Here is a 26320-nt window from a genome sequence, read left to right on the forward strand (position 1 = left end):
CGAAGGTCCATCGAATAGGCTCGAACCATGCCATGCTGGCCTCCTTGCCCAGCAGGCATCATGAATCACATGCAACCGCGATTGGGAAGCACATACCGAGTCAATGCAATGTCATCTCGCTCTAGGTATGGGGAGCGCGAGGGCGATGGCCCTCGCATCTTATTTCTTCACCGTTCCGCCTTGGGGCCTGTGCTCCTCCACCATTCTTCCTTCGACGAGCTCAGGATGAGCGGAGATGGTCCCCCTTCCCGGTTCGGGGAGGATTTCTTGCGTCCGCACCCGGGGAACACGCCCTCCCCCGGCCCCTCCCGTGAACGGGAGGGGAGATTGTGGGCTCGCGGCGGCTTTGCCGCGCGAGGCGTTACTCCTCACCCATCCTCAGCGCGGCAATGAAGGCCTCCTGCGGGATGCTCACGTTGCCGTATTCGCGCATCCTCGCCTTGCCCTTTTTCTGCTTTTCGAGGAGCTTCTTCTTGCGGGTGATGTCGCCGCCGTAGCACTTGGCGGTCACGTCCTTGCGCAGGGCGGCGATGGTTTCGCGGGCGATCACCTTGCCGCCGATCGCGGCCTGGATCGGGATCTTGAACAGGTGGCGCGGGATCAGGTCTTTCAGGCGCTCGCACATGCCGCGGCCGCGTTCCTCGGCGACCGAGCGGTGGACGATCATCGAGAGCGCGTCCACCGGTTCTCCGTTGACGAGGATGTTCATCTTCACGAGGTCGCCTTCGCGCAGGCCGATCTGCTCGTAGTCGAAGCTGGCATAGCCGCGGCTGATCGATTTCAGGCGGTCGTAGAAATCGAACACCACTTCGTTGAGCGGCAGTTCGTAGGTCACCTGGGCGCGGCCGCCGACGTAGGTGAGGTCGGTCTGGATGCCGCGGCGGTCCTGGCACAGTTTCAGGATCGCGCCGAGGTATTCGTCGGGGGTGTAGATCACGGCCTTGATCCACGGCTCCTCGATCATCTCGATGCGGTTGGGATCGGGGTAGTCGGCCGGGTTGTGCAGTTCGATGGTCTGCGCTTCCTCGCTCTTCGATTTGGAGAGCTGGATGCGGTAGACGACCGAGGGGGCGGTGGTGATGAGGTCGAGGTCGTATTCGCGGCTGAGGCGTTCCTGGATGATCTCCAGGTGCAGCAGCCCCAGGAAGCCGCAGCGGAAGCCAAAGCCGAGCGCGGCGCTGGTTTCCATCTCGTAGGTGAAGCTGGCGTCGTTGAGGCGCAGCTTGCCGATCGATTCGCGCAGCTTCTCGAAATCCGCCGCGTCGACCGGGAACAGGCCGCAGAACACCACGGACTGCACTTCCTTGTAGCCGGGCAGCGCCTGCGTGGCGCCCTGCTTCACGGTGGTGATGGTGTCGCCGACCTTGGCCTGCTCCACTTCCTTGATCTGCGCGGTGATGAAGCCGATCTCGCCGGGGCCGAGTTCGGGCAGGTCGATGCGCTTGGGGGTGAAGCAGCCGACACGGTCGATCAGGTGCTCGGTGCCGCCCTGCATGAACTTGACGTTGAGGCCCTTCTTGATGGCGCCGTCCATCACGCGCACGAGGATGACCACGCCGAGGTAGGGATCGTACCAGGAATCGACCAGCAGCGCCTTGAGCGGCGCGTTGCGGTCGCCCTTGGGCGCGGGGATGCGCTGGACGACGGATTCCAGCACTTCCTCGATGCCGATGCCGGACTTGGCGCTGGCCAGCACCGCGTCCGAGGCGTCGATGCCGATGATGTCCTCGATCTCGGTCTTGACCTTCTCCGGCTCGGCGGCGGGCAGGTCTATCTTGTTGATGACGGGGACGATCTCGTGGTCGTGCTCGATCGACTGGTAGACGTTGGCGAGCGTCTGCGCCTCCACGCCCTGCGCCGCGTCCACCACCAGCAGCGCGCCCTCGCAGGCGGCGAGGCTGCGGCTGACTTCGTAGGCGAAGTCGACGTGGCCGGGGGTGTCCATGAGATTCAGCTCATAGGTCACGCCGTCCTTGGCGGTGTAGTTGAGGCGCACCGTCTGCGCCTTGATGGTGATCCCGCGCTCTTTCTCGATGTCCATGTTATCAAGGACTTGCGCCGACATCTCGCGCTCGGTGAGGCCGCCGGTGAACTGAATCAGCCGGTCGGCGAGCGTCGATTTGCCGTGGTCGATGTGGGCAATGATCGAGAAATTGCGGATCTGGGCGAGGTCTGTCATGAAAGCGCCGTTAGCAGCGCTTTTCGGCCCTGTCAGCGGGTATCGTCAACAGGCCCGCTCACCCGGTCTTGCGCAGCCCCGCCTGCTCCCCCCGCTCCCGCTTCGAACGCGGCGGTGTGAAGAGCACGGCTCCGGTGCCATCGAGTTCGAGCGGCTGGGCGAACTGCACACCCATGCGGTCCTCCTTGCACCACCGCGACGTCGCCATCACGATGTAGCCTTCGGCCAGGTGCACCCCGAACTCGGTGCCCGGCGGCACGTTCCACAGCCCCTCGATCAGCGCCCCGCTCTGCGAGATATTGCGGATGGTGCCGTTGTAGACGTGGTTCCCATGCTCCAGCGCCACCTTGCGCAGCATTGTCTGGCGCGGTGCACGGGCCGATCGCGGACCACGGGCAATGGCGGTAAGACCTTCGGCAAGACGCAGCGACGCGGCCTCCACGGTCAATGCCTTCTCGTAGATGTAACCCTGCACATGGCTGCAGCCGAGCATGCGCACGAGATCGAGTTCGTCGAGCGTTTCGACACCTTCCGCGGTCGTTTCCATGCCCAGCGCTTCGGCCAGGCTGACGATCGATGCGATGATCGCGCCGTTGCGGCTGCCCTCGATCGTGGCGCCTCGCACGAAGCTCTGGTCGATCTTGATCTTGTCGAACGGCGCTTTCTTCAGATAGCCCAGCGAGGAATAGCCGGTGCCGAAGTCATCGAGCGCGAGACGCACGCCGATGCCCTTGAGCGCGGCGAACATCGCCTCCGTGCCCTTGTCATCTCCCAGGAAGACGCTCTCGGTAATCTCCAGTTCGATCCGCGAGGGACTTACGCCGGCGGCCGCGATGGCACTGGTGACAATTGCCGGGAGCGCCGGGCTTGCGAACTGCAGGGGCGAGACATTGACTGCCACACGCACGCTTTCGGGCCAGTTGGCGAGGTCGCGGCAGGCGGTGCGCAGCGCCCACTCGCCGATCTGCCCGACGAGGCCTGTGTCTTCGGCCACAGGTACGAACTTGGCCGGCGAAATGTAGCCATGCTCGGGATGCTTCCAGCGCAGCAGGGCCTCGAAACCGGTAATCTTCTCGGCCGTGGTGCGCACTTGCGGCTGGTAGTGCAGTTCGAGAGCGCCATTGGCGATCGCATCGCGCAGGTCCTCCTCGAGCTGCTGGCGCTCCTTCGCATCGGAATGCAGGTCTTCGTCGTAGAAATGATGGCGTCCGCGTCCGCCGCCTTTCGCCGCGTAGAGCGCGAGGTCGGCATTGCGGATGATCTCTTCGGAACAGACCCCATCGTCCGGGCAAAGCGAAATGCCCACAGAGGCGCCGATAACGACCCGCGCGCCCTCGATCGAATAAGGCTGCGAGAGGTTCTCGATGATGCGCTGTGCGAGCTGGGCCAGCCCTTCCCGCTGGAGATGTCCGGGCAGGACGACCTGGAACTCGTCGCCACCCAGGCGCCCGACGCGCCCCATGTCGCCCACGGTGCTCGAAAGCCGCTCCGCCACCTGCTTGAGCAGCGCATCGCCCGCCGGATGTCCCATGGTATCATTGACCTGCTTGAAGCGATCGAGATCAAGCAGGAAGACCGCACAGGCCCGGCTTTCCAGCCGGGGCGCGTTGAGGATCTTCTCCAGCCATTCCGACATCTGGAACCGGTTGGCCAGCTTGGTGAGCGAATCGAAGCGGGCCAGCTGCGTTACATGCTGCTGCGACCGGCGCGTCTCGGTAAGGTCGGTGCCCGAACCTCGAAAGCCCATGAAGTTGTCGAACTGGTCGAGGATCGGCCGGCCCGAAATAGACCACCACCGCTCGTTGCTCTCGTCGGTCGCGGCGCGCACCGAAAGTTCGTGGAACGAGGATCGCGTGGAAAGATGGAACGGAAGCGTGCGCTCGCTTTCCTGCCCACGCGCCTCGAGTGCGAACAGGCTGGTGAACGGCCGCCCTTCCAGTTCCTGCGACTCCTTGCCCAGAAGCTGGGCAATGCACGCGGAGACATAGGTGATCTGGCCGCGGCGGTCGGTTTCCCAGAACCACCCCTGCCCGGTTTCCTCGTATTCGTTGAGAAGTTCCTCGGCACGCCGCTGTTCGCGCTCGCGCTCGGCGCTACGCTCCGATTGCTGCTCGGCCCGACGGTCGTGCCGGACGATCAGGAACATGCCCAGGCAAATGCCGGCACAGAGCAGCAGGAGTGACGTCGGGGAGGCCCCGACAATGGACAGACCGCTCCAGATCGCCAGCGTAGCCGCCACGATCGACGTCAGCCGCAGTTCAAGAAGCGCGATCGCAACCAGGAACAGGACGACGTAGATCTGGACCGTCATGTCCCATCCGACCGAATGGAAACGAGACATCCAGCGGGCCGTGGCAAAGCCGAACAACGCCATCGGCAAGGCTATTGCCAGCGCCATCAGGGGATAGCGCCGCCAGTCACGGTGATGGAGCGTTCCCTCGATCCGCGCGAGCAGCGGGGCACACAGGCAGATCATGATCGCGACGGCCAGGCAGGAGATAGAGATCGCGTCTGGCACGGTCCTGGACATCAGCCCCAGGAGCCCCGCCAGACCAAGCAGTGCCGGGGCCATGGCGGACCATCGGCTTGGGATGAAGAAATGCACCGGATCGTTGGCCGGGCCATAGAGGAACCGCGCGACGCTGGTCTGCGTCTGCGCCTCCGCTTCTTCCGTCGTCGCCGGACACACGGACATCGCCTGCTGCTCCCGCGTCGTTGCGGGAACAGGCCCGGCACCGGACCGTGCCGTCTCCGATTGTGAGCGAAGCCCCTGTCTGGCCATGATTGCGTAATGCCCGGACGCCCATTTCCAAACAGTTAAGTCTCCGACAACAATCGGCCTATCTCGTATTGTTTTCTTTGAAACAACCAGTCCAGCCAGTGCCGTACAAGATCGCGAATTCACTTGCCCAAGTAATCGAGCCATGCTTGCTTGCCGAAAAGCGGTCGACAACCGCTTGATCCGATTGAGAGGAACATCCGTGCGGCACATCGCGATCGTAGGCTCGGGCCCTGCTGGCTACTATACGGCGGAAGCCGCTCTCAAGCTGTGGGGAGACGAGGTCAGGGTCGACATCTTCGATACGCTGCCCGTGCCCTTCGGTCTGATCCGCACCGGCGTCGCGCCCGACCACCAGTCGATCAAGGGCGTGTCGCGCCGCTACGAGGCGACCGCGCTGACGGAAAACGTCCGCTTCGTCGGCAACGTGACGATCGGCCGCGACGTCACCATTGCCGAATTGCAGGACCTTTACGATGCCGTGGTGCTTGCCACCGGGGCGCCCAACGACCGCAAGTTGGGCCTGCCTGGCGAGGATCTGCCCAACGTGTTCGGTTCGGCTTCGTTCGTCGGCTGGTACAATGGCCATCCCAACTTCGCGGACCTCGATCCCGCACTGTCTCACGACACGGCCGTGGTGATCGGCAACGGCAACGTCGCGCTCGACGTCACGCGTATCCTCGCCAAGTCGCCTGCCGAGTTCGAAGGCTCTGACATCGTCGCCCATGCGCTCACGGCGCTCGATGCCTCTGCAGTGCGCCGCATCGTCATCCTGGGGCGCCGCGGACCGCACCAGATCGCGATGACTCCCAAGGAACTGGGTGAGCTTGGCCACCTTTCCCGCGCCTGCCCGCGCGCCGACGCGGCGGACTTTCCCGACGAGGCCGAAGATGCGGCGCTCGATCCGGGCCAGCGCAAGTCGGTCGGCCATTTGCGCGCCTATGCCGCCGCCGGCCCCTGCGCGGACCGCGATGTCGTCATCGAATTCGACTTCTTCGCCTCGCCAAGGGCCATCATCGGCAGCGAGCGCGTCGAGGAGGTGGAAGTCGAGCGCACGCGGCTCGAAAACGGGCCGAATGGCATTCGGGCAGTGGGCACCGGCGAGACTTATCGCATCCCCGCCGGTCTGGTAGTCGCCTGCATCGGCTACCAGACCTCGAAGATGCCAGACGTTCCCTATGACGAAAGGGGCGGACACTTCGCCAACGAGGATGGCCGCATCGCCCCGGGCCTCTACTGCGTCGGCTGGGCCCGACGCGGCCCGACCGGCACCATCGGCACCAACCGCCCCGACGGCTTCGCGATCATCGAGAAGGTGGCCGAGGACATCGGAGAAGGATCGGGCAAGCGGGGCCGCCCGGGGTTCGACGCCCTCGCCGAAGAACGCGGCGTCCAGGTCGTCAAGTTCACCGACTGGCAGAAGATCGACGAAGCCGAGATCTCCAATGCCCGCAAAGGCGCCCCGCGCGAGAAGTTCGTGGCGGTGGAACGCATGATCGACGTGGTGAGCAAAGGCTAGGGTCCTGGCGCTTTCCCTGCAATTTGTCGGATGCGGCGACGCCTTCGGCTCTGGCGGACGGTTCAACACCTGCTTCCACCTTGTGGGAGAACAGGTGAACCTGCTGATCGATTGCGGGGCATCCTCCCTCATTTCGATGAAACGGCTGGGAATAGACCGTAACGCGATCTCCACAATCGTCATCACGCACTTTCATGCCGATCACTTCGGCGGCATTCCGTTCTTCATTCTCGATGCCCAGTTCCTCAGCAAGCGCCGTGAACCGCTGACGATTGTCGGGCCGGTCGGGCTGACAAGCTGGTACGAGCGCGTCATGGAAACCGCCTTCCCGGGGTCGGCCGGGGCATCGCGGAAGTTCGAGCTGCACCTGCTGGAAATCACCCCCGACTCATCGGTGAAGGTCGGCGAAGCGACAATCAGAGCCTATCAGGCCGTCCATGGCCCGTCGGACGGCCCTTGCCTCGCGGTACGGATCGAAGCGGAGGGTCGCAGCGTGGCCTATACCGGAGACACCGAATGGACACCGGCATTGATCCCCGCGGCGCAGGATGCCGACCTTTTCATCGCCGAAGCCTATTTTCGAGACAAGACTGTCGTCACGCATCTCAGCCTCGACGCGATAGAGGCGCATCTCGCTCAGCTTCGCCCCAAGCGGCTCGTGCTGACGCACATGAGCGACGAGATGCTCCAGCATCGCGACCGCGACAATTTCGAGACGGCCGAAGACGGCAAGGTGATCGCCATCGACTGACGAACCGGTTCGCCCGCCTGCTCACACTCCGCGCCGGCCCTCAAAACGAAAAAGGCCGGAGCAAGTGCCCCGGCCTCTTCCATCATGCCGTGATCGGGAAGATCACACCCGCATCGGCATCAGCACATAGAGCGCCGGACTCTTCTCATCCTGACGGATCAACGTCGGCGCGCCGGCGTCGGCGAGGTGGAGTTCCACCGAGTCGCCCTCGATCTGGCCGAGGATGTCCTTGAGATAGTTGGCGTTGAAGCCGATCTCGAAACCTTCCGAACTGTACTGCGCGGGCACTTCCTCAGCCGCGGTGCCGTTGTCCGGCGAGGTCACGGAAAGGGTCACGCGGTCTTGCTCGAGCGCCATCTTGACCGCGCGGGTCTTTTCGGTGGCGATCGTGGCGACGCGGTCGACGCCTTCGAAGAACGTGCGCGGATCGACCTTCATCAGCTTGTCGTTCCCGGTCGGGATGACGCGCGTATAGTCGGGGAAGGTGCCGTCGATCAGCTTGCTGGTCAGCACTACGCCATTCTGGCCGCCCAGCGTAAAGCGAATCTTGCTCGCCGAAAGGTCCACCAGCACATTGGTATCCAGCGCTTCTTCCAGCAGCTTGCGCAGTTCGGCCACGCATTTGCGCGGCACGATCACGTCGGGCATGCCCTCGGAGCCATCGGGGCGCTTGATGGTGAAGCGCGCGAGGCGGTGGCCGTCGGTGGCCGCAGCCTTCAGCTCGTCGTCCGCGACATGCAGGAAGATGCCGTTGAGGTAGTAGCGCGTTTCCTCGGTGGAGATCGCGAAGCGGGTGCGGTCGATCATTTCGGCCAGCGTGGCGGCCGGAATCTCGAAGCTGGTGGGCAGTTCGCCCTCGGCGATCATGGGAAAATCGTCGCGCGGGAGCGTCGGCAGCGTGAAGCGGCTGCGGCCCGCCTTCACGATCATGCGGTTCTCGGCCGCGTCGAGGCTGACCTGGCTGCCTTCGGGTAGCTTGCGGGCAATGTCGAACAGCAAGTGCGCCGAAACGGTGATGGCGCCGGGCTGGTCGACCGACACCGCGCCAAGCGCCTCGACCACTTGCAGGTCGAGGTCTGTCGCCATGACCTTTACCGCACCGCCGGCCGAAGCCTCGATCAGCACGTTGGAGAGAATCGGAATGGTATTGCGCCGCTCGACAACGGACTGCACGTGGGACAGGCAGCGCAGGAGCGTGGAACGTTCGATCGTGGCCTTCATGACAGCCTCAGGTCCCCCTTGGTAGGCCTGGGGATACTCGGATCCCCGAATTCAGGACAAATATCTCTAACGCGACCATAGCCCGCGGCAAGCACGATATGCCCGCAAACCTGCGAATCTGGGGATAAAATCGGGGTTTTGTGCGTTATCCGAAGGAGGTGGGCGCCTCAAGCGCCAAAACGGAACGGAAACGGGCGGGAAATGCAGGAGACGAACGACTTGGTCCGCAATCTTCATATCGAGCGTCAGAAAGCAGATGGCGAGCCCAGCGCGATTACGCTGGAGGAATGGACCGAAGCCGTCGACCATGTTGAAGGCGTGCGCATGGCGAACGGCGATGCCCATGCTTCCAATCCGCGCAATGAACACATCGTGGTGCTGCCCAATCGCGGCGGCGACGCCGAAGTGTTCCGCGAGGACTGCGAACGCTGGCTGCGCGCGCTCTTCTGGACGCCGGATGGAACCGTGCGCTTCGCCGAGCCGGAGATGAAGGACGACCCGGTGCTCACCCTCGCCCGCAGCCTTGCCGGCGAACTCGGCGCGCACGTCTACGACGACAAGGGCAAGGCCTGCGGATAAGCGCCCGGCCCTGCCCGAAACCCTGCCTCAGACCATCACCATGCCGCCGTTGACGTGGATCGTCTGGCCAGTGACGTAGCCCGCTTCCTTGCTGGCGAGGAACACGGTGGCCGCAGCGATGTCCTCGCCCTCGCCCATGCGGCCCGCCGGGATCTTGGCGTTGAGCGCTTCCTTCTGCGCGTCGGGCAGCACGTCGGTCATGGCGGTGCGGATGAAGCCCGGCGCGATGCAGTTCACGGTGACATTGCGGGTCGCCAGTTCCTGCGCGAGGCTCTTGGACATGGCGGTGATGCCGCCCTTGGCCGCGCAGTAGTTCATCTGTCCGGGATTGCCGGTGGTACCGACGATCGAGGTGATGTTGATGATGCGGCCAAAGCGCGCCTTCATCATCGGCTTGGTCGCCGCGCGCATCAGGCGAAAGGTCGATTCGAGGTTCACCTTGATCACCGCGTCCCACTCCTCGTCCTTCATGCGCAGGGCGATGTTGTCGCGGGTGATGCCGGCATTGTTCACGAGAATGTCCAGTTTGCCGAGCGTGTCGATCGCGGCTGGCACCAGCTTTTCCACCTGTTCGGGATCGGACAGGTTGCAGGCGATGGCGACGTGATCGACTTCCTGCAGGTGCTGGGGGGTGTGCTCGTCCAGCTCGTCGCGGAAGGCGCGCAGCTTGTCAGGGTTCGAGCCGGAGACCACCAGCCGCGCGCCCTGCGCCGCAAGGCCACGCGCGATGGCCGAGCCGATCCCGCCCGAAGCCCCGGTCACGAGTGCGGTCATTCCATGCAGGTCGAACATGCTCATTTCCTATTCTCCAGGCTTTCTCGCGAGGAACTGGACGACCGCGCTGCGGCCGTGATGGTACTTGCCCTCGCTGACGTCACGCACCGTCTCTTCGGCATGAACGACATCGAGGCCCGTGAAATCTTCGATCAGCATCGACCGGGTAAAGGTCATGTCCCGCTGCCCCGGCGGCGGACCGCCCATGCCGGGATGATCGTACTTGTCCGGCGTATAGGCTTCCACGAGCACAGTCCCGCCCGGCGCCAGCGCGCGCACGATCCGGGCGTGGACATCGGCACGCAGCGCAGGCGGCAGGTGCATGAAGATGGCGACGATCGTATCCCACGCACCCTCACCCATGTCCCAGTCCGCCAGATCGCCGACCTGCGTGGCGATGGAAACGCTGCGGCTTTCGGCCAGCTCATGCGCCTTTTCCATGCCCACCGCGGACTGGTCCATCGCAGTGACATCGAAGCCCTGCTGCGCCAGCCAGACGGCGTTGCGACCTTCCCCTTCGGCGAGGCACAGGCAGCGGCCCGGCTTGAGATCGGCCACGCGCTCGCGCAGGAAATCGTTGGGCTCGGTACCATAGGCAAAACCCGGCTCGCTGTAACGGTCATCCCACATGGAAAGCGCTTCTAGTCCATGATCACGTTCGAATAAAACAGTTCGTCATTGCGAGCGACCGAAGGTCGCGCGGCAATCCATCGGCGGTTTACGCGGCTCTGGATTGCTTCGTCGGCTACGTCTTCTCGCAATGACGATCCGTTCAAAATTCAGAGGGCCTTGGCCAGCGCCTCGATGTCTTCCATCGACACGGCCGACGTCACCTCGACCTCGCCCGCCGAACGCTTGATCATCGGACCCAGGACCTTGCCGCCCAGTTCGACGAACTGCTCGACGCCCGCATCCTTCATCGCGATCGCGCTTTCGCGCCAGCGCACGCGGCCGGTGACCTGCTCGACCAGCAGGCGCTGCACTTCGGCGGGATCGGTAACAACGCTGGCGGTCACGTTGGCGAACAGCGCCACTTGCAGCGTGCCGGGGCGCGTCTTCTCCAACGCTTCGGCCATGGCATCGGCCGCAGGCTGCATCAGCGGGCAGTGGAACGGCGCCGAGACGGGGAGCAGCAAACCGCGCTTGATGCCGAAGTCCTTCACCAGCGCGACGGCGCGCTCGATGGCTTCCTTGTGGCCGGAAAGCACGACCTGCGTCGGATCGTTGTCGTTGGCGACGGTGCAGACCTGCCCTTCGGCTGCTGCTTCGGCAAGCGCGGTGGCTTTCTCGATGTCGGCACCGAGCAGCGCGGCCATGGCGCCCACGCCCACCGGCACGGCGGCCTGCATCGACTGGCCGCGCAGCTTCAGCAGGCGCGCGGTATCAGCCAGGCTGAAAGCGCCGGCAGCACAGAGCGCGGAATATTCACCCAGCGAGTGGCCGGCGACGAAGTCCGCCTTGTCGGCAAGCGCGATCCCGGCTTCCTTCTCGAGCACGCGCAGCACCGCGATGGCATTGGCCATGATCGCCGGCTGGGCGTTTTCGGTCAGGGTAAGCTGATCGTCGGGACCTTCGGTCATCAGCTTGAAAAGATTCTGTCCGAGGGCTTCGTCGACTTCCTCGAAGACCTCGCGGGCAGCGGCACTGGCGGCTGCCAGATCGGCGCCCATGCCGACCTTCTGGCTGCCCTGTCCGGGAAAAACGAATGCACGCATAGGCGACCGCTCCTTTTATCCTGCAGGCCCATACGCGCCTGCCGCTTGCGAATCGGGTGTGGCGGGGCGGGTTATTGCCCTTGGCCCGCCTCCGCAAGCCCGAAGGGCACAATCCTGTTGGCGGCGTCATGGCCGATGTCCGCGCTTCCAAGGAAGGGGATCGCATGGCGATCGCACCAGTAGCGGGCAATCTCCGGCACATCGGAACCGAAGGGACGGTCGTTCCCGGGCACATCGCTGACGCGTCCCAGCCGGAGCCCGGCGATGCCGCCCAGATGCGCCGTCAGGTGAAAGAACAGCCGGTCGACCGCGTAGAGATATTCCGAGACTTCCTCCACCATCACGACATGCCCCGCCAGCCCCGGCATCAACCGCGTGCCGCACAGCATGGCGAGCGTCATCAGGTTGAAGGCGACGACGGGATGCTTCTCCCCGGCAAGCGACGGTTCCAGACCCGAGCGCTCGCCCGAAACGAACGCGAGCGTGCGCCGCACGGCGTCCTCGCCCCCCTCGCGCCGGATGTCCGCCAGCATGGGCGCGTGCACCGGCCTGCCGATGCGTTCGCGATAGAGCCCGCCCAGCAGGTTCCCGGCATCCGAGTAGCCGAGAAAGGTCTTGCCCTGCGCGGCATGATCGAACCGCTCAAGCACCGCTTCGGCGATCCGGCAGGCACCGTAGCCGCCCCGCGCGAACCACACGGCATCGACCGATGGATCGTTGGCACATTCGACCAGCGCGGCCGTGCGCACGTCATCGCTGCCGGCGAAATGCCCTTCCTCGGCAAAACACTGCTCGTGGATCACGAGGTCCAGCTGCGGGAATTCGGCGAGGGCCAGCGCCTTCACCCGCTCCGCGTCCGCGGAGGTGATGGGCGTCGACGGCGCACAGACGGCGATACGTATCATGCGCCTTCCCTACCCCCATTCGACTTCCCCGCGAAAGCCGGCGTGTCGCTTTTCCACCGCATCCGGACGGCATCGCGGCCCTGTTGCGCCCGACGGGAGTTGTCTTGGCGCGCCTGGGTGCCTAGCGAGTGGAGATGACCAACGCCCCTGCCCTTACATCGCATCCCTGGTTCTTCTGCGGCATCGGCGGCTCGGGCATGCTGCCGCTTGCGCTGATCCTCAAGGGTCAGGGCGCAGAAGTCGCAGGATCGGACCGCAGCCGCGACCAGGGACGCACGCCGGAGAAGTTCACCTGGCTGGAAAGCCTGGGCTTCCAGCTCTTCCCGCAGGACGGCAGCGGCATCGTGTCCGCCCGGCAGACCCTCGTCGCTTCCGCCGCGGTGGAAGACACCGTTCCCGAAGTCGTGCGCGCACAGGCGCTCGGGTGCGAACGCATGAGTCGCGCGCAACTGCTCGCAGCGCTGTTCAACGCCGCGCCCTTCGGCATCGCCATCGGCGGCACCTCCGGCAAGTCGACGGTCACCGGCATGACCGGGTGGATCATGACGCAGGCGGGACGCGACCCGACGATCATGAACGGCGCGGTGATGAAGAACTTCGTCCGTCCCGACGCCCCTTTCGCCAGCGCCCGCGTCGGACAAGGCGCGGTGTTCGTCTCCGAAGTCGACGAAAGCGATGGATCGATCGCGCTCTATCAACCGAAGGTGGCGGTACTCGGCAATGTCAGCCTCGATCACAAGAGCCTCGATGAACTGCGCGATCTCTTCGGCGACTTCGTGTCCCGCGCGGATGTCGCCGTCATCAATCTCGACGATGCCGAGACGACCGCGCTCGCCCCGCGCGCAAAGGCCCTGGTCACTTTCGGGATCACCTCCCCCGACGCACAGATCGGCGCGATGGACATTGTCGAAGGTGCCGCCACGCTGACTGCCACCGTGCTCGACCGGCGCGACGGCTCGGCCCATCCGCTCGCACTCAAGGTGCCGGGGCGGCACAACCTCTACAACGCGCTGGCCGCCATCGCCGCCGCTCACGCCGCGGGGGTGTCCGTCGCCAACGCCGTGGCCGCCCTCGGCAGTTTTGCCGGCCTTGCCCGCCGCTTCGACATTGTCGGGACCAATGAGGCCGGCGTGACCGTGATCGACGACTTCGGCCACAACCCGGACAAGGTTTCGGCCACGCTGGCAACGCTCAAGGCGCACCCCGGCCGCGTGATCGCCTTCTTCCAACCCCACGGCTACGGCCCCTTGCGCCAGATGGGCGCGGAACTGGCCGAGGTCTTCGCCCGCAAGCTCGGCCCCGACGACGTCACCATCCTGTGCGACCCGGTCTACTATGGCGGCACCGTCGACCGCAGCGAGGGCAGCGAACGGATCGTGCGGCTGATCCGGGAGGCCGGCGGCAAGGCCGAATATGTCCCCTCACGCGAGGATTGCGGACGCCGCATCGCCGAAATTGTCCGGCCGGGAGACCGCATCGTCGTCATGGGCGCGCGCGACGACACGCTGAGCGCCTTTGCCGGCACCCTGCTTGCCCATGCAGGCACCTGAACGCCCCTTGCCCACACCTTTCGAGGCAGGGCATGCAAAGGCGCTTCTAACACGCGGATATGACCGGGTTTACCGGCCCCATACAGGGTAGAATACGTAGCTTTCTCAACACGCAAAATAGGGGACAATCGCCGAAGAACGCGAGACGGGTTCAACAAGGAAAGACAATGTCTCACACGCCTCCCAACGACGAAATCGGCGCGAAACTTCGTTCCTTCTCGCTACATGCCGACGATTTCGCGCGCTTCTCCAGCGTCGGCCGATCGGTTGCACGCTTCGCGCCGAAGATCCTCGACAAGTTTTACGCTGAAATCCGCTCGGATCCGGCCCGCGCCAAGTTCTTTCCGTCCCGCCAGCACATGGACAATGCCCGTTCGCAGCAGCTCAAGCACTGGAACGACCTGTTCTCGGGCACCATCGACCGCTCCTACATCGAACGCGCCGAGCACATTGGCCACGTCCACGCCCGGGTCGGGCTCGATCCCTGCTTCTACACCGGCGCCTACGCCAGCATCCTTTCGGAACTCATCGAAGCGGAACTGACCCATTCGATCGGCGGCATGCTGGGCAAGGCAAAGGCCCGCAAGATCGGCACGCTCGTCAAGGCCGCGCTGCTCGACATGCAGCTGGCGACCTCGGCCTATCTCAAGGCCCGGGACCAGAACCAGGAAGTCACGCTGGAAAAGCTCTCCAAGGCACTGGCGCAGGTCTCGAAGGGCGATCTCACCGTGAAGATCACCGACCTGCCGCAGGATTTCGAGAAGGTCCAGGCCGACTTCGCGACGATGTGCGAGAGCATTTCCAAGGCGCTGGACGGCGTTGCCGCCTCCTCGGACCAGATCCACGTCGGCGCGTCCGAGATTCGCTCGGCCAGCGACGACCTGTCGCAGAGGACCGAAAGTCAGGCGGCCACGCTGGAGGAATCGGCAGCCGCGCTCGACCAGCTGACCGCCGGTGTCCAGTCAGCCGCGCAGGGCGCCAGCGAAGTGAACCAGGCGGTCGTCCATGCCGAAGCGGAGGCGCGCGAAGGCGGCAAGGTCGTCGAGAACGCGGTCCTGGCGATGGACGGCATCCAGAAATCGGCGCTGGAAATCGGCTCGTTCGTCAACGTCATCGATTCCATTGCTTTCCAGACCAACCTGCTGGCGCTGAACGCCGGCGTCGAGGCCGCCCGCGCCGGTGATGCCGGCAAGGGCTTCGCCGTCGTCGCCACCGAAGTGCGCGCGCTCGCCCAGCGCTCCGCCGAAGCGGCGCAGAGCATCAAGAACCTGATCAACGATGCGGAACAGCAGGTCGAACGCGGCGTCAGCCTCGTCGGTCAGACCGGTGACGTGTTCCACCGCATCATCGAGCAGGTCAGCGGAATCACCAGTCAGGCCTCGCAGATTTCGGATCTGGCCCAGAACCAGGCAGTCCAGCTTACCCAGGTCAATTCGGCCGTCGGGGAAATGGACCGCATGACCCAACAGAACGCCGCGATGGTCGAAGAAACCACCGCCGCCGCACGCAACCTTGCACAGCAGGCGGAAGAACTGGCGCGTCTGGTCAAGATGTTCAGGCTGGAGCGGGGCACGTCCGCCCCGGCCCATGCGGCCATGACCATGCGCCCCGCTCCCGCGGTTTCCCGCGCGCCTGCTCCGCGCACGGTGGGCGCACTGGCGCTCAAGTCCAATCCGGACGACTGGACCGAGTTTTGACGCGGCACCGGTCGATCAGGCCGGCTTCGCGCGCAGCGCACCGATCAGGTGAACGGTGACTGCGATCACCGCGCCGAGCGCCAGGCCGACCAGCGCCGAGGCCACAGCATAGCCGAACCAGCCCAGGATCGCGCCAAGCGGTCCTGCGGCTTCGGCCAGCCCATGCTCGATGCCATGGGCGACCTGCGCGGGCTGCGGAAGGCCCAGTTCCTCGAGCCCGTGCAGGATGATCCCGCCGCCAACCCACAGCATGGCAAGCGTGCCAACGCTGCCGAGCACCTGCAGTACCACCGGCATGGCGCGCAGCAGGAAACGGCCGACCGCCTGCGTCGCGGCGCCGGTCTTTCGAGCCAGATGCAACCCGACATCGTCCATCTTCACGATCAGCGCCACCGCGCCATAAACGCCGACGGTAATCAGCACGCCAACCAGCGCCAGGGCGACCGCACGCGTCAGCATGGGCGCATCCTCCACTTGTGAAAGTGCGATCGCCATGATTTCGGCGGACAGGATCAGATCGGTGCGGATCGCGCCGGAAACGCGGGTCTGCTCGAAAGCCGCCGGGTCCTCGATCGGATCTTCCAGCGTCTCGCCATGCTTCTGGCCTCCCAGCTTCTCGATCACTTTCTCCGCGCCTTCGAACGAGAGATAAGCACCCCCCAGCATCAGGATCGGAATGATCGCGGCAGGTAGCAATGCGCTCAGCAGCAACGCCAGCGGCAACAGGATCAGCAGCTTGTTGCGCAGCGATCCCTTGGTGATCTTCCAGATCATCGGCAATTCGCGGTCGGGGGTGAAGCCGGTGACGTAGCCGGGCGTCACCGCCGCATCGTCGATCACCACGCCGGCGGCCTTGCTTCCGGCCTTGGCGACACCGGCGCCGACATCGTCGAGCGAAGCCGAGGCGGCCTTGGCTATTACGGACACGTCGTCGAGAAGAGCAACAAGACCGGAAGGCATGAAACAGTGATTCCCGTACCTGAAATGTGCAGGACGGGGCATGCGGGTGATTTTGCCGTCGATCAAGCCAAAGCGCTTGAAGTCGAGGAAATTACGCGCTTTTTCATGTATCCCGCCGGGCTGGAAGCCACGAAAAACAGCCCTTCCTCGCGAAAACCCTTAAAGCCTGCAAACCATGTCCGTTCTCCTCATTGTCCAACGGGCGCCCCGAACGGGGCTCACAAGCGACTGTAATCTGGGGAATTAAGCATGTCTGTCATCAACACGAATATCAGCGCCATCCGCGCTTCGAACGCCTCCGTCGCGGCCTCCAAGATGCTCGGCACCTCGATGGAACGTCTTTCCACCGGCAAGCGCATCAACAGCTCCAAGGATGATGCCGCCGGCCTCGCCATCGCCACCTCCATGACCTCGCTTATCAAGGGCATGAACCAGGGCATCCGCAACTCGAACGACGGCATCTCGCTTGCGCAGACCGCCGACGGTTCGCTGTCGGAAGTCACCAACATGCTGCAGCGCGTTCGCGAACTCGCCGTCCAGTCCTCGTCGGGCACCTACCAGGACTCCGACCGTACCGCGATGCAGTCCGAAGTCAGCGCCCTGACCGAGCAGATCGCCGACGTGCTCTCGCAGACCACGTTCAACGGCAACACGCTGTTCTCGACCACCGCCGGCACGGACGTCACCTTCAACATCCAGACGGGCGCCAACTCGGGTGAGAACGTCACGCTGACCTCGACCGCGATCGACGGCACCAACATCGACGCCACGGCACTCGACGTATCGACGCTGGGCAACGCGCAGGCCACGCTCGACAACGTCGACGCCGCGCTGACCGACGTCAACGCCACCCGCGCCTCGCTCGGTGCCGGCCAGAACCGCCTCGAATCGGTGATCAACAACCTGACCAGCAACGTGACGAACCTCGCGGACGCCCGCTCGCGGATCGAGGATGCCGACTATTCGGTCGAAACCACCTCCATGTCCAAGGCGCAGATCCTCTCGCAGGCCTCGACCGCGATGCTCGCCCAGGCAAACCAGGCCCAGCAGAACGTCCTGAGCCTGCTGAAGTAATCCCCAGCGAGACCCAACCAGGTCCCGAAAGTACCCGGCGGGCTTAGCGTCCGCCGGGTCAACTGTGTCCGGCGCCCGGCCCGCCGCACCGCAGCGCGGAATGCCGGAACTCAGAACTCGACGTCGAGTTCTTCCATCTCTTCCGGTTCGGCCTGCGCCGCCGCGATCCATTCCTTCATCGGCGCCCATTCCAGGATGGTGCGGCAATAAGCCTGGCACGGCGGCGAAACCGCGACGGCATACGTGACGAAGCGCGTCGCCACCGGGGCATACATCGCATCGGCCACCGTCGGCTTCTCGCCGAACAGGAACGGGCCGCCATAGCGTTCCAGGCAATCGGTCCAGATTGCCTCGATCCGCTCTATATCCGGCCGCGCGCCCGAAAAGACCGGGAACATCTCGTGCTCGACCTTGAGATTCATCGGCAGCGCCGAGCGCAGGTTGGTGAAGCCCGAATGGATCTCGCCCGAAATCGAACGGCAATGCGCCCGCGCTATCGGTTCGTCCGGCAGCATGTGCGCTTCGGGGAACTGCTCGTTGAGGAACTCGGCGATAGCCAGCGTGTCCCACACGCTAGCGCCGCGATACGTCAGGCGCGGCACCAGCACCGAGGGCGAGAGCAGGAGCAGTTCGGCCCGGTTGGCCGCATCGTTGGGCACTTGCTGCTCGGCCACTTCGAGGCCGGCCAGCTTGCACAGCAGCCATCCCCTCAGCGACCAGGCCGAGTAGGTCTTGCTGGAAATCGTGAGCGTTGCCCCGATCTCTGCATCATCGGACATCGACTTCACCTCCACCGCCGTGTTTTGCTTGCATCAGCTTATGATGCAGCGCAGCATGAATCCAGTCCGATTGCGCAGCCATGGCTGATTCACGGCTTTTTCGGCGGCCGGGGGGAATGTTGCAAATGCTATATCAGGCCTACCAAGCCTATTGTGACATGATGGCGCCGGCGCGTTTTGCCGCACGTGCCGCGACGGGATTTCGCGACCGCGTCATGGGTGGGGCGCAGAAGATGCCCTTCACCCGCCGCATGTTCGCACTCGCCGAAGTATTCGAACAGGCCAAGATCACCCATCACCGCCCGCCCTACGGCATTACCGAGGTGCTTTCCGGCAACCGGATGGTCGAAGTGCACGAGGAAGTGACGCTCGATCTCCCGTTCGGCGACCTGCTCCACTTCGCCAAGCCCGAAGTTACTGCCCCGCAACCGAAAATTCTCGTCGTCGCGCCGCTTTCGGGTCACTTCGCGACCCTGCTGCGCAACACCGTGGAGACGCTGCTGCGCGATCACGACGTCTATATCACCGACTGGAAGAACGCCCGCGACGTACCGCTTTCGGCAGGCATGTTCGGGTTCGAGGACTATGTCGACTACCTGATCCGCTTCCTGCAGGAAATCGGCGATCCCGAGGCCAGGCGCGGCGCCCACCTGCTGGCCGTATGCCAGCCCTGCGTGCCCGCGCTCGCCGCCGTCGCGGTCATGGCGCAGGACGACGACCCGTGCCAGCCGCGCACGATGACGCTGATGGGCGGCCCGATCGACACCCGCGAATCGCCTACCGTGGTCAACGAACTGGCGACCGGCCAGTCCTACGAATGGTTCGAGGCGAACCTGATCCAGACCGTGCCCTGGCGCTACAAGGGCGCGGGCCGCAAGGTCTATCCGGGCTTCATCCAGCTCATCGCGTTCATGTCGATGAACATGGGCCGCCACTTCGGCCAGTTCCGCAAGCTGTACCAGCACATCGCCGATCTCGAGCAGGCCGAAGTCGACAAGATCGGGGACTTCTACGACGAATACCTCGCCGTGCTCGACCTCACCGCCGAATTCTATCTCGAGACCATCGACAAGGTGTTCCAGCGCGCGCTTCTCGCGAAGGGCGAACTGCAGCATCGCGGGCGGACGGTGGATTGTTCCGCCATCCGCAAGACCGCGCTGCTCACGGTCGAGGGCGAGCGCGACGACATCTGCGCGGTGGGGCAGACGGCGGCGGCACACTTGCTCTGCAGCAGCCTGCGCCCGCACCTGAAGCGCCATCACCTGCAGCCCGGCGTCGGGCACTACGGCGTGTTTTCCGGCTCGAAGTGGGAAAAGCAGGTCTATCCGCAAGTGCGGAACCTGGTCCTCGCCATGCATTGATGCCATGCATTGATCGGGGCAACTCCACCACGATTTCTCGAGACGAAACGATGACATGGCGGGCGAAGAACGATACGGGCCTGCCAATGTCCGCGATTCGCGCCTTCCTGACTTGCAACCGCAAGCTCGCAGCCCTGATCCTGGTGCTGGCGCTGGCGATGAAGGTTGCGGTGCCGCCCGGCTACATGGTCGGCGCTGGCGACCGGACACTGACGATCGAGATCTGTAACGGCCAGGGCAACAGCACGTTCAAGGCCATCTCGATCCCCGGCAAGGGCAGCGAACAAAGCGACGACCACGCCAAGGCGGCCAAGGAGTGCCCCTATACGGCGCTGTCGATGGTTGCGCTCGAAGGCACCGATCCGCTTCTGCTCGGCCTTGCGCTGGCCTTCATCCTCGCGCTCGGCTTCGCCCCCGCGCCGCCGCTGCGCCTTGCCCGCCCGGGCTTCCTGACGCCGCCGCTCAGAGGACCGCCGGCCCTTTCCTGAAAACCGCCATGCGCTGCTGCCGATAAGCATGCGCAAGGCCTGACAATGCGCCCTCGCGTCCAGACCGTCCGCACCCGGACGGGCTGCGCGCAGCGCCGTTTCACGACATTCAGGAATACCTTTTCATGACCCAGATGACCCGCGCCCTGCGCGCCGCCCTGCTTGCTTCCGCCGTCCTTGCGCCCACCGGTGCTTATGCCCAGGACGCAACGCAGCTTCCCACCGTCGACGTCGAGACCACCGGCGAGGTGCAGGCCGGAAAGCCCCTTGCCGGCACCACGGTTTCCGCCGAAACGCTGCGTGGCAGCGATGCCACCTCCAGCGACACCGCCGGCATCCTCACCGCCCTGCCCGGCGTCAGCGCCAATGGCGGCGGCGGTTTCTCCTCGATGCCGACGATCCGCGGCCTGTCCGAACAGCGCATCAAGGTGCTGGTCGACGGCCAGCCAATCGATGCCGCCTGCCCCAACGACATGAACTCGCCGCTGTCCTACACGATGCCGCAGACGCTTTCGTCGGTCACGGTAATCCCGGGCGTCGCGCCGGTCAGCATGGGCGGTGACAATATCGGCGGCGTCATCTCGGTCGCCGCGGCAGAGCCGCGCTTCTCGACCGATGGCACCCTGCTGCTGACCGGCGAAGCCTCGGCCTTCTACCGTTCGAACGGTGACGGCTTCGGCGGGGCGGTGACGGTGACGGCCGCCGGTTCCAACCTCAGCGCCACCTACACCGGTTCCTACACCCAGAGCGACAACTACGACGGCGGCGGCAGCAAAGGCGAGGTCCGCTCCACCGAATACGCCAAGACCGACCACGCCCTCGCGCTCGCCTGGCAGAACGAGGCCGGGCTGTGGGAGATCAAGGGCGGCTATCACTTCAGCCCCTACGAAGGCTTCGCCAACCAGTGGATGGACATGACCTCCAACAAGAGCTGGTTCGTGCAGGGCCGCTACCGGGGCGTGTTCGACTGGGGCGATGTCGACATCTCGGCAAGCTACCGCGATACCGACCACAAGATGAACTTCCTCGCCGACAAGCTGCCCGGCGACATGCCGATGAACACCGAAGTCCACACCTTCACCAGCGCGGCCAAGTTCTCCGTACCGGTGACCATGCGCGACACACTGAAGTTCGGCCTCGAATATCATCACCAGTGGCTCGACGATTACTGGCCGCCGGTCGAAGGCTCGATGATGATGGGCCCGGACACTTTCGTGAACATCAACCAGGGTCACCGCAACCGCATCGGCGCCTATGCCGAATGGCAGGCGCAGTGGTCGGATACGCTTTCGAGCGTGGTCGGCGTGCGCTATGACCGCGTCGAGATGAACACGGGCGACGTCCAGCCCTACGGCACCTCGATGATGCAGATGGCCGACGTGATGGCGGCGGCCATGTTCAATTCCATCGACCGCAACCGCAACGACAACAACTGGAGCGCTTCGGCGATCGTGACCTGGGCGCCCGCGGACACGCTCGCGATCGAACTGGGCTATGCCCACAAGGCCCGTTCGCCCAACATCTACGAGCGCTACACCTGGGGCCGCGGTTCGATGGCGAGCCGCATGATCGGCTGGTTCGGCGACGGCAACGGCTATGTCGGCAATCCCGACCTCAAGCCCGAACGCGCCGACACCTTCAGCGCCACTCTGTCGCTGACCCCGGCGCAGGGCGTATCGCTGAAGGTCTCGCCCTACTACACGCGCGTCAACGACTACATCGACGCCGTCTATCTGCAGGACCTGCTGACCCCGATGGGCATGCCCACCGATTTCGTGCAACTGCAGTTCGCCAATCTCGACGCCGAATTCTACGGCGTTGACCTGTCGGGCGAGGCCGTGCTGGCGGGCACGCGCGAGAACGGCACCATGCTGAGCGGATCGCTGGCATGGGTCCACGGCCAGAACCTGACCGAGGATCTCCCGCTCTACCACCAGATGCCGTTCAACGCGAAGCTGGGCGTCTCGCACCGTCAGGGCGCGTTCGAACTGGGCGGCGAAGTGGAATGGGTCGATCGCAAGGATCGCGTCGATCCGCGCCGCAACGAGCCGGAAACCGCCTCCTATGCCCTCGTCAACCTGCGCGCGGCATACACGCTTGCCGGGTGGCGCCTGAGCGTCGAAGCCGAGAACCTGCTCGACAAGGGTTACGACCTGCCGCTCGGCGGCGTCGCGATCGGCGACTACAAGAACACCGGCATCCTGCGGCCGGTTGCGGGCCGGGGCCGTTCGGTCAACCTCGGCATCAGCACGAAGTTCTGACCATGTCCGCGCGCCCTGCCTTTGCGTTCGAAGACAGGGAACCCGGCCGGTATGCTCCGGGCCGGCGCGCGTTCTCGCGCAAGGGCGGCGCGATTGCGGCCAGTCTGCTGCTGAATATGCTGCTGCTGGCCGGAGTCGTCGCCGCCATGCGCGGTCCGCGCCTGCTGCCGACCGGCGAGCGCCACGCACTGGTGTCGATTGCGCTCAGGCCCGAACCGCGGCACACAACGCCGCCGCCTTCTGCGCCAAAGGTGGAAGCCTCGGGCCGACAGGACCACGTGGCCAGCCTGCCCGTTCCGGAAGAAAAGCCGGCCCGCGTCCTGCTGGCAAAACCCGGCGCTACGCCGCCGTCCGCCTCGCTGCCGCAGCCACTCGTGCCGGAGATTGAACCGCCTGCTCCCGCCGCCTCGCGTCCGGCCCCCACGCCGTCGCCCGAAGCTGCGGCGGACGTGCTTGATGCCTATCGGCAGCAGATCTGGAACCGCATCCTCGCCGCCCGCCCGCGCGGGGCACGAGGCAGCGGAACCGTGCAAATCCGCTTTCGCATAGACCGCAACGGCGCACTCCTTTCGGCTGACATTGTCGGCTCGAGCGGCCGATTCATGCTCGATCGCATGGCACTGCAGGCCGTTCGCCGGGCAGCCCCCTTTCCGCCCCCGCCCGAAAGCCTGGGCACCCCGCCACTGGCCTTCACCGTGCCGGTGGCGTTTCATTGATCGGATGCTCTGCCCGGCAACGGGGCCCCGGCCCGATGACGATGCACACCGGACCGAAAGGGATCATGCTTGCATCAAGGCCGCCGGACCAGGATTTCCGGTCACGGCCGAACCGGCGATGTCCCGCCGCAAATTCGGGGGTGGGCGAACCCACCCCCGCGCGTCTCACAGACCGTCGAGACCTTTGCTGACCAGTACATTCACCGAAACGCGGCGGTTCTGCGCCTTGCCTTCGATGGTGTCGTTGCTCGCCAGCGGGTCCGCCTCGGACATCCCGGTGGGGGTCAGCATGCGGTAGGGCTTCCAGCCGCAGGCCTGCTGGAGGTAATTGACGACGCGACTGGCGCGCTTTTCGCTGAGGACCTGATTGTATTCCTCGCTTCCGACGGAGTCGGTGTAGCCCACAACCAGCAGCAAGGCATTGTCGATCCCCTCGGCCTCGCTTGCCGCGGCACAGAGATCGGCCTTGCCCTGGGGAGAAAGCACAGCCTTGCCGGTAGCGAAGTGCACGTTCGTCGTGCTCTTGATGTTGTACTTGTCGATGTCGCCCATGCGGCCGCGCAGCGCCTCTGTCGCCGCGGTCTGTTCAGCAAAGCGCTGGTCAGTGCCGTTGCGGATCATCGTCGCGGTCTTCAGGTCGTTGTTGCGGAACTTGATCTGGCTCGCCACCAGGCCGCTGTCCGATTGCAGCGTCTCGACAGCGACCGGCAGGCCATTGAGCAGCGATGCAGCAGCCCGCTCCTTGCTGTTGAGGCCGAGGAAGCCTCCGCGGCCCTTGATCCGGGTATCATCGTTGATGGTGATGACAGTGGCGGTGCCGTCGGCAGCCGTGACCTGCATCTTGTCGCCGCTGCGCGCGGAGATGATGCCTTCGACCACGGGCCCTTCGGTGAGGGGCGTCGAATCATAGACGGTCGTCAGGACATCGCCTTCAGGCGCGTCCTGCGGCTGCGCGGCCAGCGTGCCCGATGCCGGCACGGCAAGCATGGCCAACAGTAAAAGAGCCTGCGGCCCTTTGGAAATCACACTCATTACGTTACTCCTTCAATCTGTCCCGGCCGGCGGCGCGATTGCGGCTTTGCGTCCGGCCACCGGTGCGTGATGGCGTGTCCTGTCGTCAGCCCCCTTCATCCCGTCTTGCAGGATGCGCGTCATTTCCGCTTCACCGGGGGCCACGGATTTTCTGCGTGTTCAGACCAACCTTTCTGACACATGAACGCTTTCGGCAACACCGTTAGTTGTGCGGGTAATTCGAGTGCACCGTGCGGCGAACCGATGCAGGCCGCATCGCACGAACGCACGTCAGGCGTCGAAAGTTGCACGCAATGCTGCAATCGTTTTCCTACACAACCGGTGTTCGGTATTCTCTTCGCATGCCCCAGCCCTTCTCCGCCTGCCCTCCCCGCCGCTCCACCGCCGGCTGTCGCCGGAGCCGGTCGCGGCAACGTGCCGCAAGGTGACACTTACAACGCAAGGCGACACTTTTTGCCCTGGACCGTGTCAACCGTGTCAACTTGTCACCTTGTGGCAAGCGTCGCCTTGGGGGCCAAAGCGCTTGCATTTCCCGTCCGATCGGCTAAGGGGCCGCCTTCCCCATGTTCAGGGAAAACTGAAGAAAGCCGGAGGGGCCCCGCAATCCCGCGGACAAGCCAGCGATCGGTTAGATAGAGAAAAGGAAGCTGCCGTGGCTCTATATGAGCACGTGTTCCTGGCGCGCCAGGACCTTAGCCAGTCGCAGGTCGATGCGCTGGCCGCCGCCGCCACCGAGATCGTCGAGTCGAGCCAGGGCAAGGTCACCAAGACCGAGACCTGGGGCCTCAAGAATCTCGCGTACAAGATCAAGCGCAACCGCAAGGCGCACTTCGTGATGCTGAACATCGAGTGCGAAGGCGATGTCGTCGCCGAGCTCGAGCGTCAGACCCAGATCAACGAAGACGTCATCCGTTACATGACCATCCGCGTCGACGAGCACGAAGGCGGCCCGTCGGTGATGATGCGCAAGAGCGACCGCGACAACCGTCGCCGCCGCGAACGTGAGGGGAACTGATCCATGGCACGTGCATTCTTCCGTCGCCGCAAGTCCTGCCCCTTCTCGGGCAAGAACGCGCCGAAGATCGATTACAAGGACGTCCGTCTGCTGCAGGGCTTCATGTCCGAGCGCGGCAAGATCGTCCCCAGCCGCATCACCGCGGTTTCCGCCAAGAAGCAGCGTGAGCTGAGCCAGGCCATCAAGCGCGCCCGGCACATCGGCCTGCTGCCCTTCATCGTCAAGTAAGGAGGGCTGACACCATGGACATCATCCTCCTGGAACGCGTCGAGAAGCTCGGCGGTATCGGCGACGTCGTCTCCGTCAAGGACGGTTACGCGCGCAACTACCTGCTGCCGAACAAGAAGGCTCTTCGCGCCAACGAAGCCAACAAGAAGGTCTTCGAGGCCAACCGCGCCAAGATCGAGGCCGACAACGCCGAGAAGCGCACTGCCGCCGAGGCTCACTCGGGCAACGTCGAAGGCAAGCAGGTCGTCCTGATCCGCGCCTCGTCGAACTCGGGCCAGCTCTACGGTTCGGTTTCGGTGCGTGACATCGTCGAGGCCCTCAACGCCGAAGGCGCCGATGTTGCCAAGCAGATGATCGTGCTCGAACGCCCGATCAAGACGCTCGGCCTGTTCGACGTTCGCGTGAACCTCCACCCGGAAGTGACCGTCAACGTTCAGGTGAACGTCGCCCGCTCGCCCGACGAAGCCGAACTGCAGTCGCAGGGCGTCGACGTCATGGCCGCGATGTTCGAGCAGGACACCTCGGGCTTCACCGAAGCCTACGATCCCAACGCCGAGCCCGGCGAGATCGCGACCGAGGAAGCCGAAGAGGCTGCTCCGGCCGAGGGCGAAGAGGAAGCCTGAGCTTCCCCTTCACTGTCAGGGAATTGAAGGCCTTCGCTCTCCCGTGGAGCGGAGGCCTTTCCTTTTTCTGCAACACCCCCATTTTCTGCAACACTCCCGTGCAAAAAGCCCACC

Annotated in this window: 23 protein-coding genes; 13 read left to right on the top strand and 10 right to left on the bottom strand. The window is 64.6% G+C overall.

Translation table 11 applies throughout. The annotated features are described in order from the left end of the window. Positions 1 to 361 precede the first annotated feature (361 nt). Positions 362 to 2179, bottom strand: coding sequence for a translation elongation factor 4 (lepA, locus tag NZK81_RS12395; RefSeq protein ID WP_260046408.1), 1818 nt, complete (start codon positions 2177 to 2179; stop codon positions 362 to 364). Positions 2180 to 2237: 58 nt separating this feature from the next. Further along, a complete protein-coding gene (locus NZK81_RS12400; protein ID WP_419181678.1) occupies positions 2238 to 4961 on the bottom strand; it encodes an EAL domain-containing protein in 2724 nt (907 codons plus the stop codon). A 199-nt stretch (positions 4962 to 5160) separates the two neighbouring features. Here NZK81_RS12400 and NZK81_RS12405 point away from each other — a divergent pair, with 199 nt between their 5' ends. Next, positions 5161 to 6477, top strand: coding sequence for an FAD-dependent oxidoreductase (locus NZK81_RS12405; protein WP_260046410.1), 1317 nt, complete (start codon positions 5161 to 5163; stop codon positions 6475 to 6477). Between the two features lie 16 nt (positions 6478 to 6493). Further along, entirely contained in the window at positions 6494 to 7228 is a 735-nt protein-coding gene (locus NZK81_RS12410; RefSeq protein ID WP_260046613.1) for an MBL fold metallo-hydrolase, read from the top strand. Positions 7229 to 7330: 102 nt separating this feature from the next. Here the strand turns inward: NZK81_RS12410 and dnaN are convergent, their stop codons facing one another. Further along, on the bottom strand, positions 7331 to 8449 hold the full coding sequence (dnaN, locus tag NZK81_RS12415; RefSeq protein WP_260046411.1) for a DNA polymerase III subunit beta: 1119 nt from the start codon (positions 8447 to 8449) through the stop codon (positions 7331 to 7333). Between the two features lie 219 nt (positions 8450 to 8668). Between dnaN and NZK81_RS12420 the strand changes: the two genes are divergently transcribed. Next, positions 8669 to 9028, top strand: coding sequence for a hypothetical protein (locus tag NZK81_RS12420; protein WP_260046412.1), 360 nt, complete (start codon positions 8669 to 8671; stop codon positions 9026 to 9028). Positions 9029 to 9055: 27 nt separating this feature from the next. Here NZK81_RS12420 and fabG read toward each other — a convergent pair whose 3' ends face one another. The 4 genes from fabG to NZK81_RS12440 all read right to left on the bottom strand — a co-directional run bounded on the left by fabG (position 9056) and on the right by NZK81_RS12440 (position 12422). After that, on the bottom strand, positions 9056 to 9820 hold the full coding sequence (fabG, locus tag NZK81_RS12425) for a 3-oxoacyl-[acyl-carrier-protein] reductase (protein ID WP_260046614.1): 765 nt from the start codon (positions 9818 to 9820) through the stop codon (positions 9056 to 9058). Between the two features lie 9 nt (positions 9821 to 9829). Further along, entirely contained in the window at positions 9830 to 10432 is a 603-nt protein-coding gene (locus NZK81_RS12430; protein ID WP_260046413.1) for an SAM-dependent methyltransferase, read from the bottom strand. A gap of 149 nt (positions 10433 to 10581) precedes the next feature. Continuing rightward, positions 10582 to 11517, bottom strand: a complete 936-nt coding sequence (gene fabD / locus NZK81_RS12435) for an ACP S-malonyltransferase (protein ID WP_260046414.1) — start codon at positions 11515 to 11517, stop codon at positions 10582 to 10584. Positions 11518 to 11588: 71 nt separating this feature from the next. After that, complete coding sequence (locus NZK81_RS12440) at positions 11589 to 12422, bottom strand: LD-carboxypeptidase (RefSeq protein ID WP_260046415.1); 834 nt, start codon at positions 12420 to 12422, stop codon at positions 11589 to 11591. A gap of 134 nt (positions 12423 to 12556) precedes the next feature. On the opposite strand from NZK81_RS12440, the gene NZK81_RS12445 reads away from it, so the two are divergent. Both NZK81_RS12445 and NZK81_RS12450 read left to right on the top strand, forming a co-directional pair. Further along, the gene (locus tag NZK81_RS12445; protein ID WP_260046416.1) at positions 12557 to 13972 is read left to right on the top strand and encodes a UDP-N-acetylmuramate--L-alanine ligase; all 1416 of its coding nucleotides are present in this window, start codon (positions 12557 to 12559) and stop codon (positions 13970 to 13972) included. A 167-nt stretch (positions 13973 to 14139) separates the two neighbouring features. Then, positions 14140 to 15669, top strand: coding sequence for a globin-coupled sensor protein (locus tag NZK81_RS12450; protein ID WP_260046417.1), 1530 nt, complete (start codon positions 14140 to 14142; stop codon positions 15667 to 15669). Between the two features lie 15 nt (positions 15670 to 15684). Here NZK81_RS12450 and NZK81_RS12455 read toward each other — a convergent pair whose 3' ends face one another. Beyond that, positions 15685 to 16629, bottom strand: coding sequence for a DUF808 domain-containing protein (locus NZK81_RS12455; RefSeq protein ID WP_260046418.1), 945 nt, complete (start codon positions 16627 to 16629; stop codon positions 15685 to 15687). A 249-nt stretch (positions 16630 to 16878) separates the two neighbouring features. Between NZK81_RS12455 and NZK81_RS12460 the strand changes: the two genes are divergently transcribed. Continuing rightward, a complete protein-coding gene (locus tag NZK81_RS12460; RefSeq protein WP_260046419.1) occupies positions 16879 to 17703 on the top strand; it encodes a flagellin N-terminal helical domain-containing protein in 825 nt (274 codons plus the stop codon). Positions 17704 to 17813: 110 nt separating this feature from the next. On the opposite strand, the gene NZK81_RS12465 is transcribed toward NZK81_RS12460, so the two are convergent. Continuing rightward, entirely contained in the window at positions 17814 to 18482 is a 669-nt protein-coding gene (locus NZK81_RS12465) for a glutathione S-transferase (RefSeq protein ID WP_260046420.1), read from the bottom strand. A 125-nt stretch (positions 18483 to 18607) separates the two neighbouring features. On the opposite strand from NZK81_RS12465, the gene NZK81_RS12470 reads away from it, so the two are divergent. The 4 genes from NZK81_RS12470 (at position 18608) to NZK81_RS12485 (ending at position 23308) form a co-directional block, all read left to right on the top strand. Next, positions 18608 to 19843: a polyhydroxyalkanoate depolymerase gene (locus NZK81_RS12470; RefSeq protein ID WP_260046421.1), complete on the top strand. Its 1236-nt coding sequence runs from the start codon at positions 18608 to 18610 to the stop codon at positions 19841 to 19843. Between the two features lie 86 nt (positions 19844 to 19929). Then, positions 19930 to 20331 (top strand): DUF2946 family protein, encoded by a 402-nt coding sequence (locus NZK81_RS12475; protein ID WP_260046422.1) that lies wholly within the window; start codon positions 19930 to 19932, stop codon positions 20329 to 20331. Positions 20332 to 20456: 125 nt separating this feature from the next. Further along, entirely contained in the window at positions 20457 to 22592 is a 2136-nt protein-coding gene (locus tag NZK81_RS12480; protein ID WP_260046423.1) for a TonB-dependent receptor plug domain-containing protein, read from the top strand. A 2-nt stretch (positions 22593 to 22594) separates the two neighbouring features. After that, positions 22595 to 23308, top strand: a complete 714-nt coding sequence (locus NZK81_RS12485; RefSeq protein ID WP_260046424.1) for an energy transducer TonB family protein — start codon at positions 22595 to 22597, stop codon at positions 23306 to 23308. A 165-nt stretch (positions 23309 to 23473) separates the two neighbouring features. Here the strand turns inward: NZK81_RS12485 and NZK81_RS12490 are convergent, their stop codons facing one another. After that, a complete protein-coding gene (locus tag NZK81_RS12490) occupies positions 23474 to 24340 on the bottom strand; it encodes an OmpA family protein (RefSeq protein WP_260046425.1) in 867 nt (288 codons plus the stop codon). A 652-nt stretch (positions 24341 to 24992) separates the two neighbouring features. On the opposite strand from NZK81_RS12490, the gene rpsF reads away from it, so the two are divergent. Genes rpsF through rplI form a run of 3 tightly spaced genes read left to right on the top strand, consistent with a single transcriptional unit; the run spans position 24993 to position 26206 of the window. After that, positions 24993 to 25355 carry a 30S ribosomal protein S6 gene (gene rpsF / locus NZK81_RS12495; RefSeq protein ID WP_260046426.1) on the top strand — a complete coding sequence of 121 codons (363 nt, stop codon included), beginning with the start codon at positions 24993 to 24995 and terminating at the stop codon, positions 25353 to 25355. A gap of 3 nt (positions 25356 to 25358) precedes the next feature. Next, complete coding sequence (gene rpsR / locus NZK81_RS12500; RefSeq protein WP_039284546.1) at positions 25359 to 25583, top strand: 30S ribosomal protein S18; 225 nt, start codon at positions 25359 to 25361, stop codon at positions 25581 to 25583. A 14-nt stretch (positions 25584 to 25597) separates the two neighbouring features. Continuing rightward, positions 25598 to 26206: a 50S ribosomal protein L9 gene (gene rplI / locus NZK81_RS12505; protein WP_260046427.1), complete on the top strand. Its 609-nt coding sequence runs from the start codon at positions 25598 to 25600 to the stop codon at positions 26204 to 26206. Positions 26207 to 26320 lie beyond the last annotated feature (114 nt).

This window comes from Novosphingobium mangrovisedimenti, assembly GCF_025153475.1.
GTDB lineage: Bacteria > Pseudomonadota > Alphaproteobacteria > Sphingomonadales > Sphingomonadaceae > Novosphingobium > Novosphingobium mangrovi_A.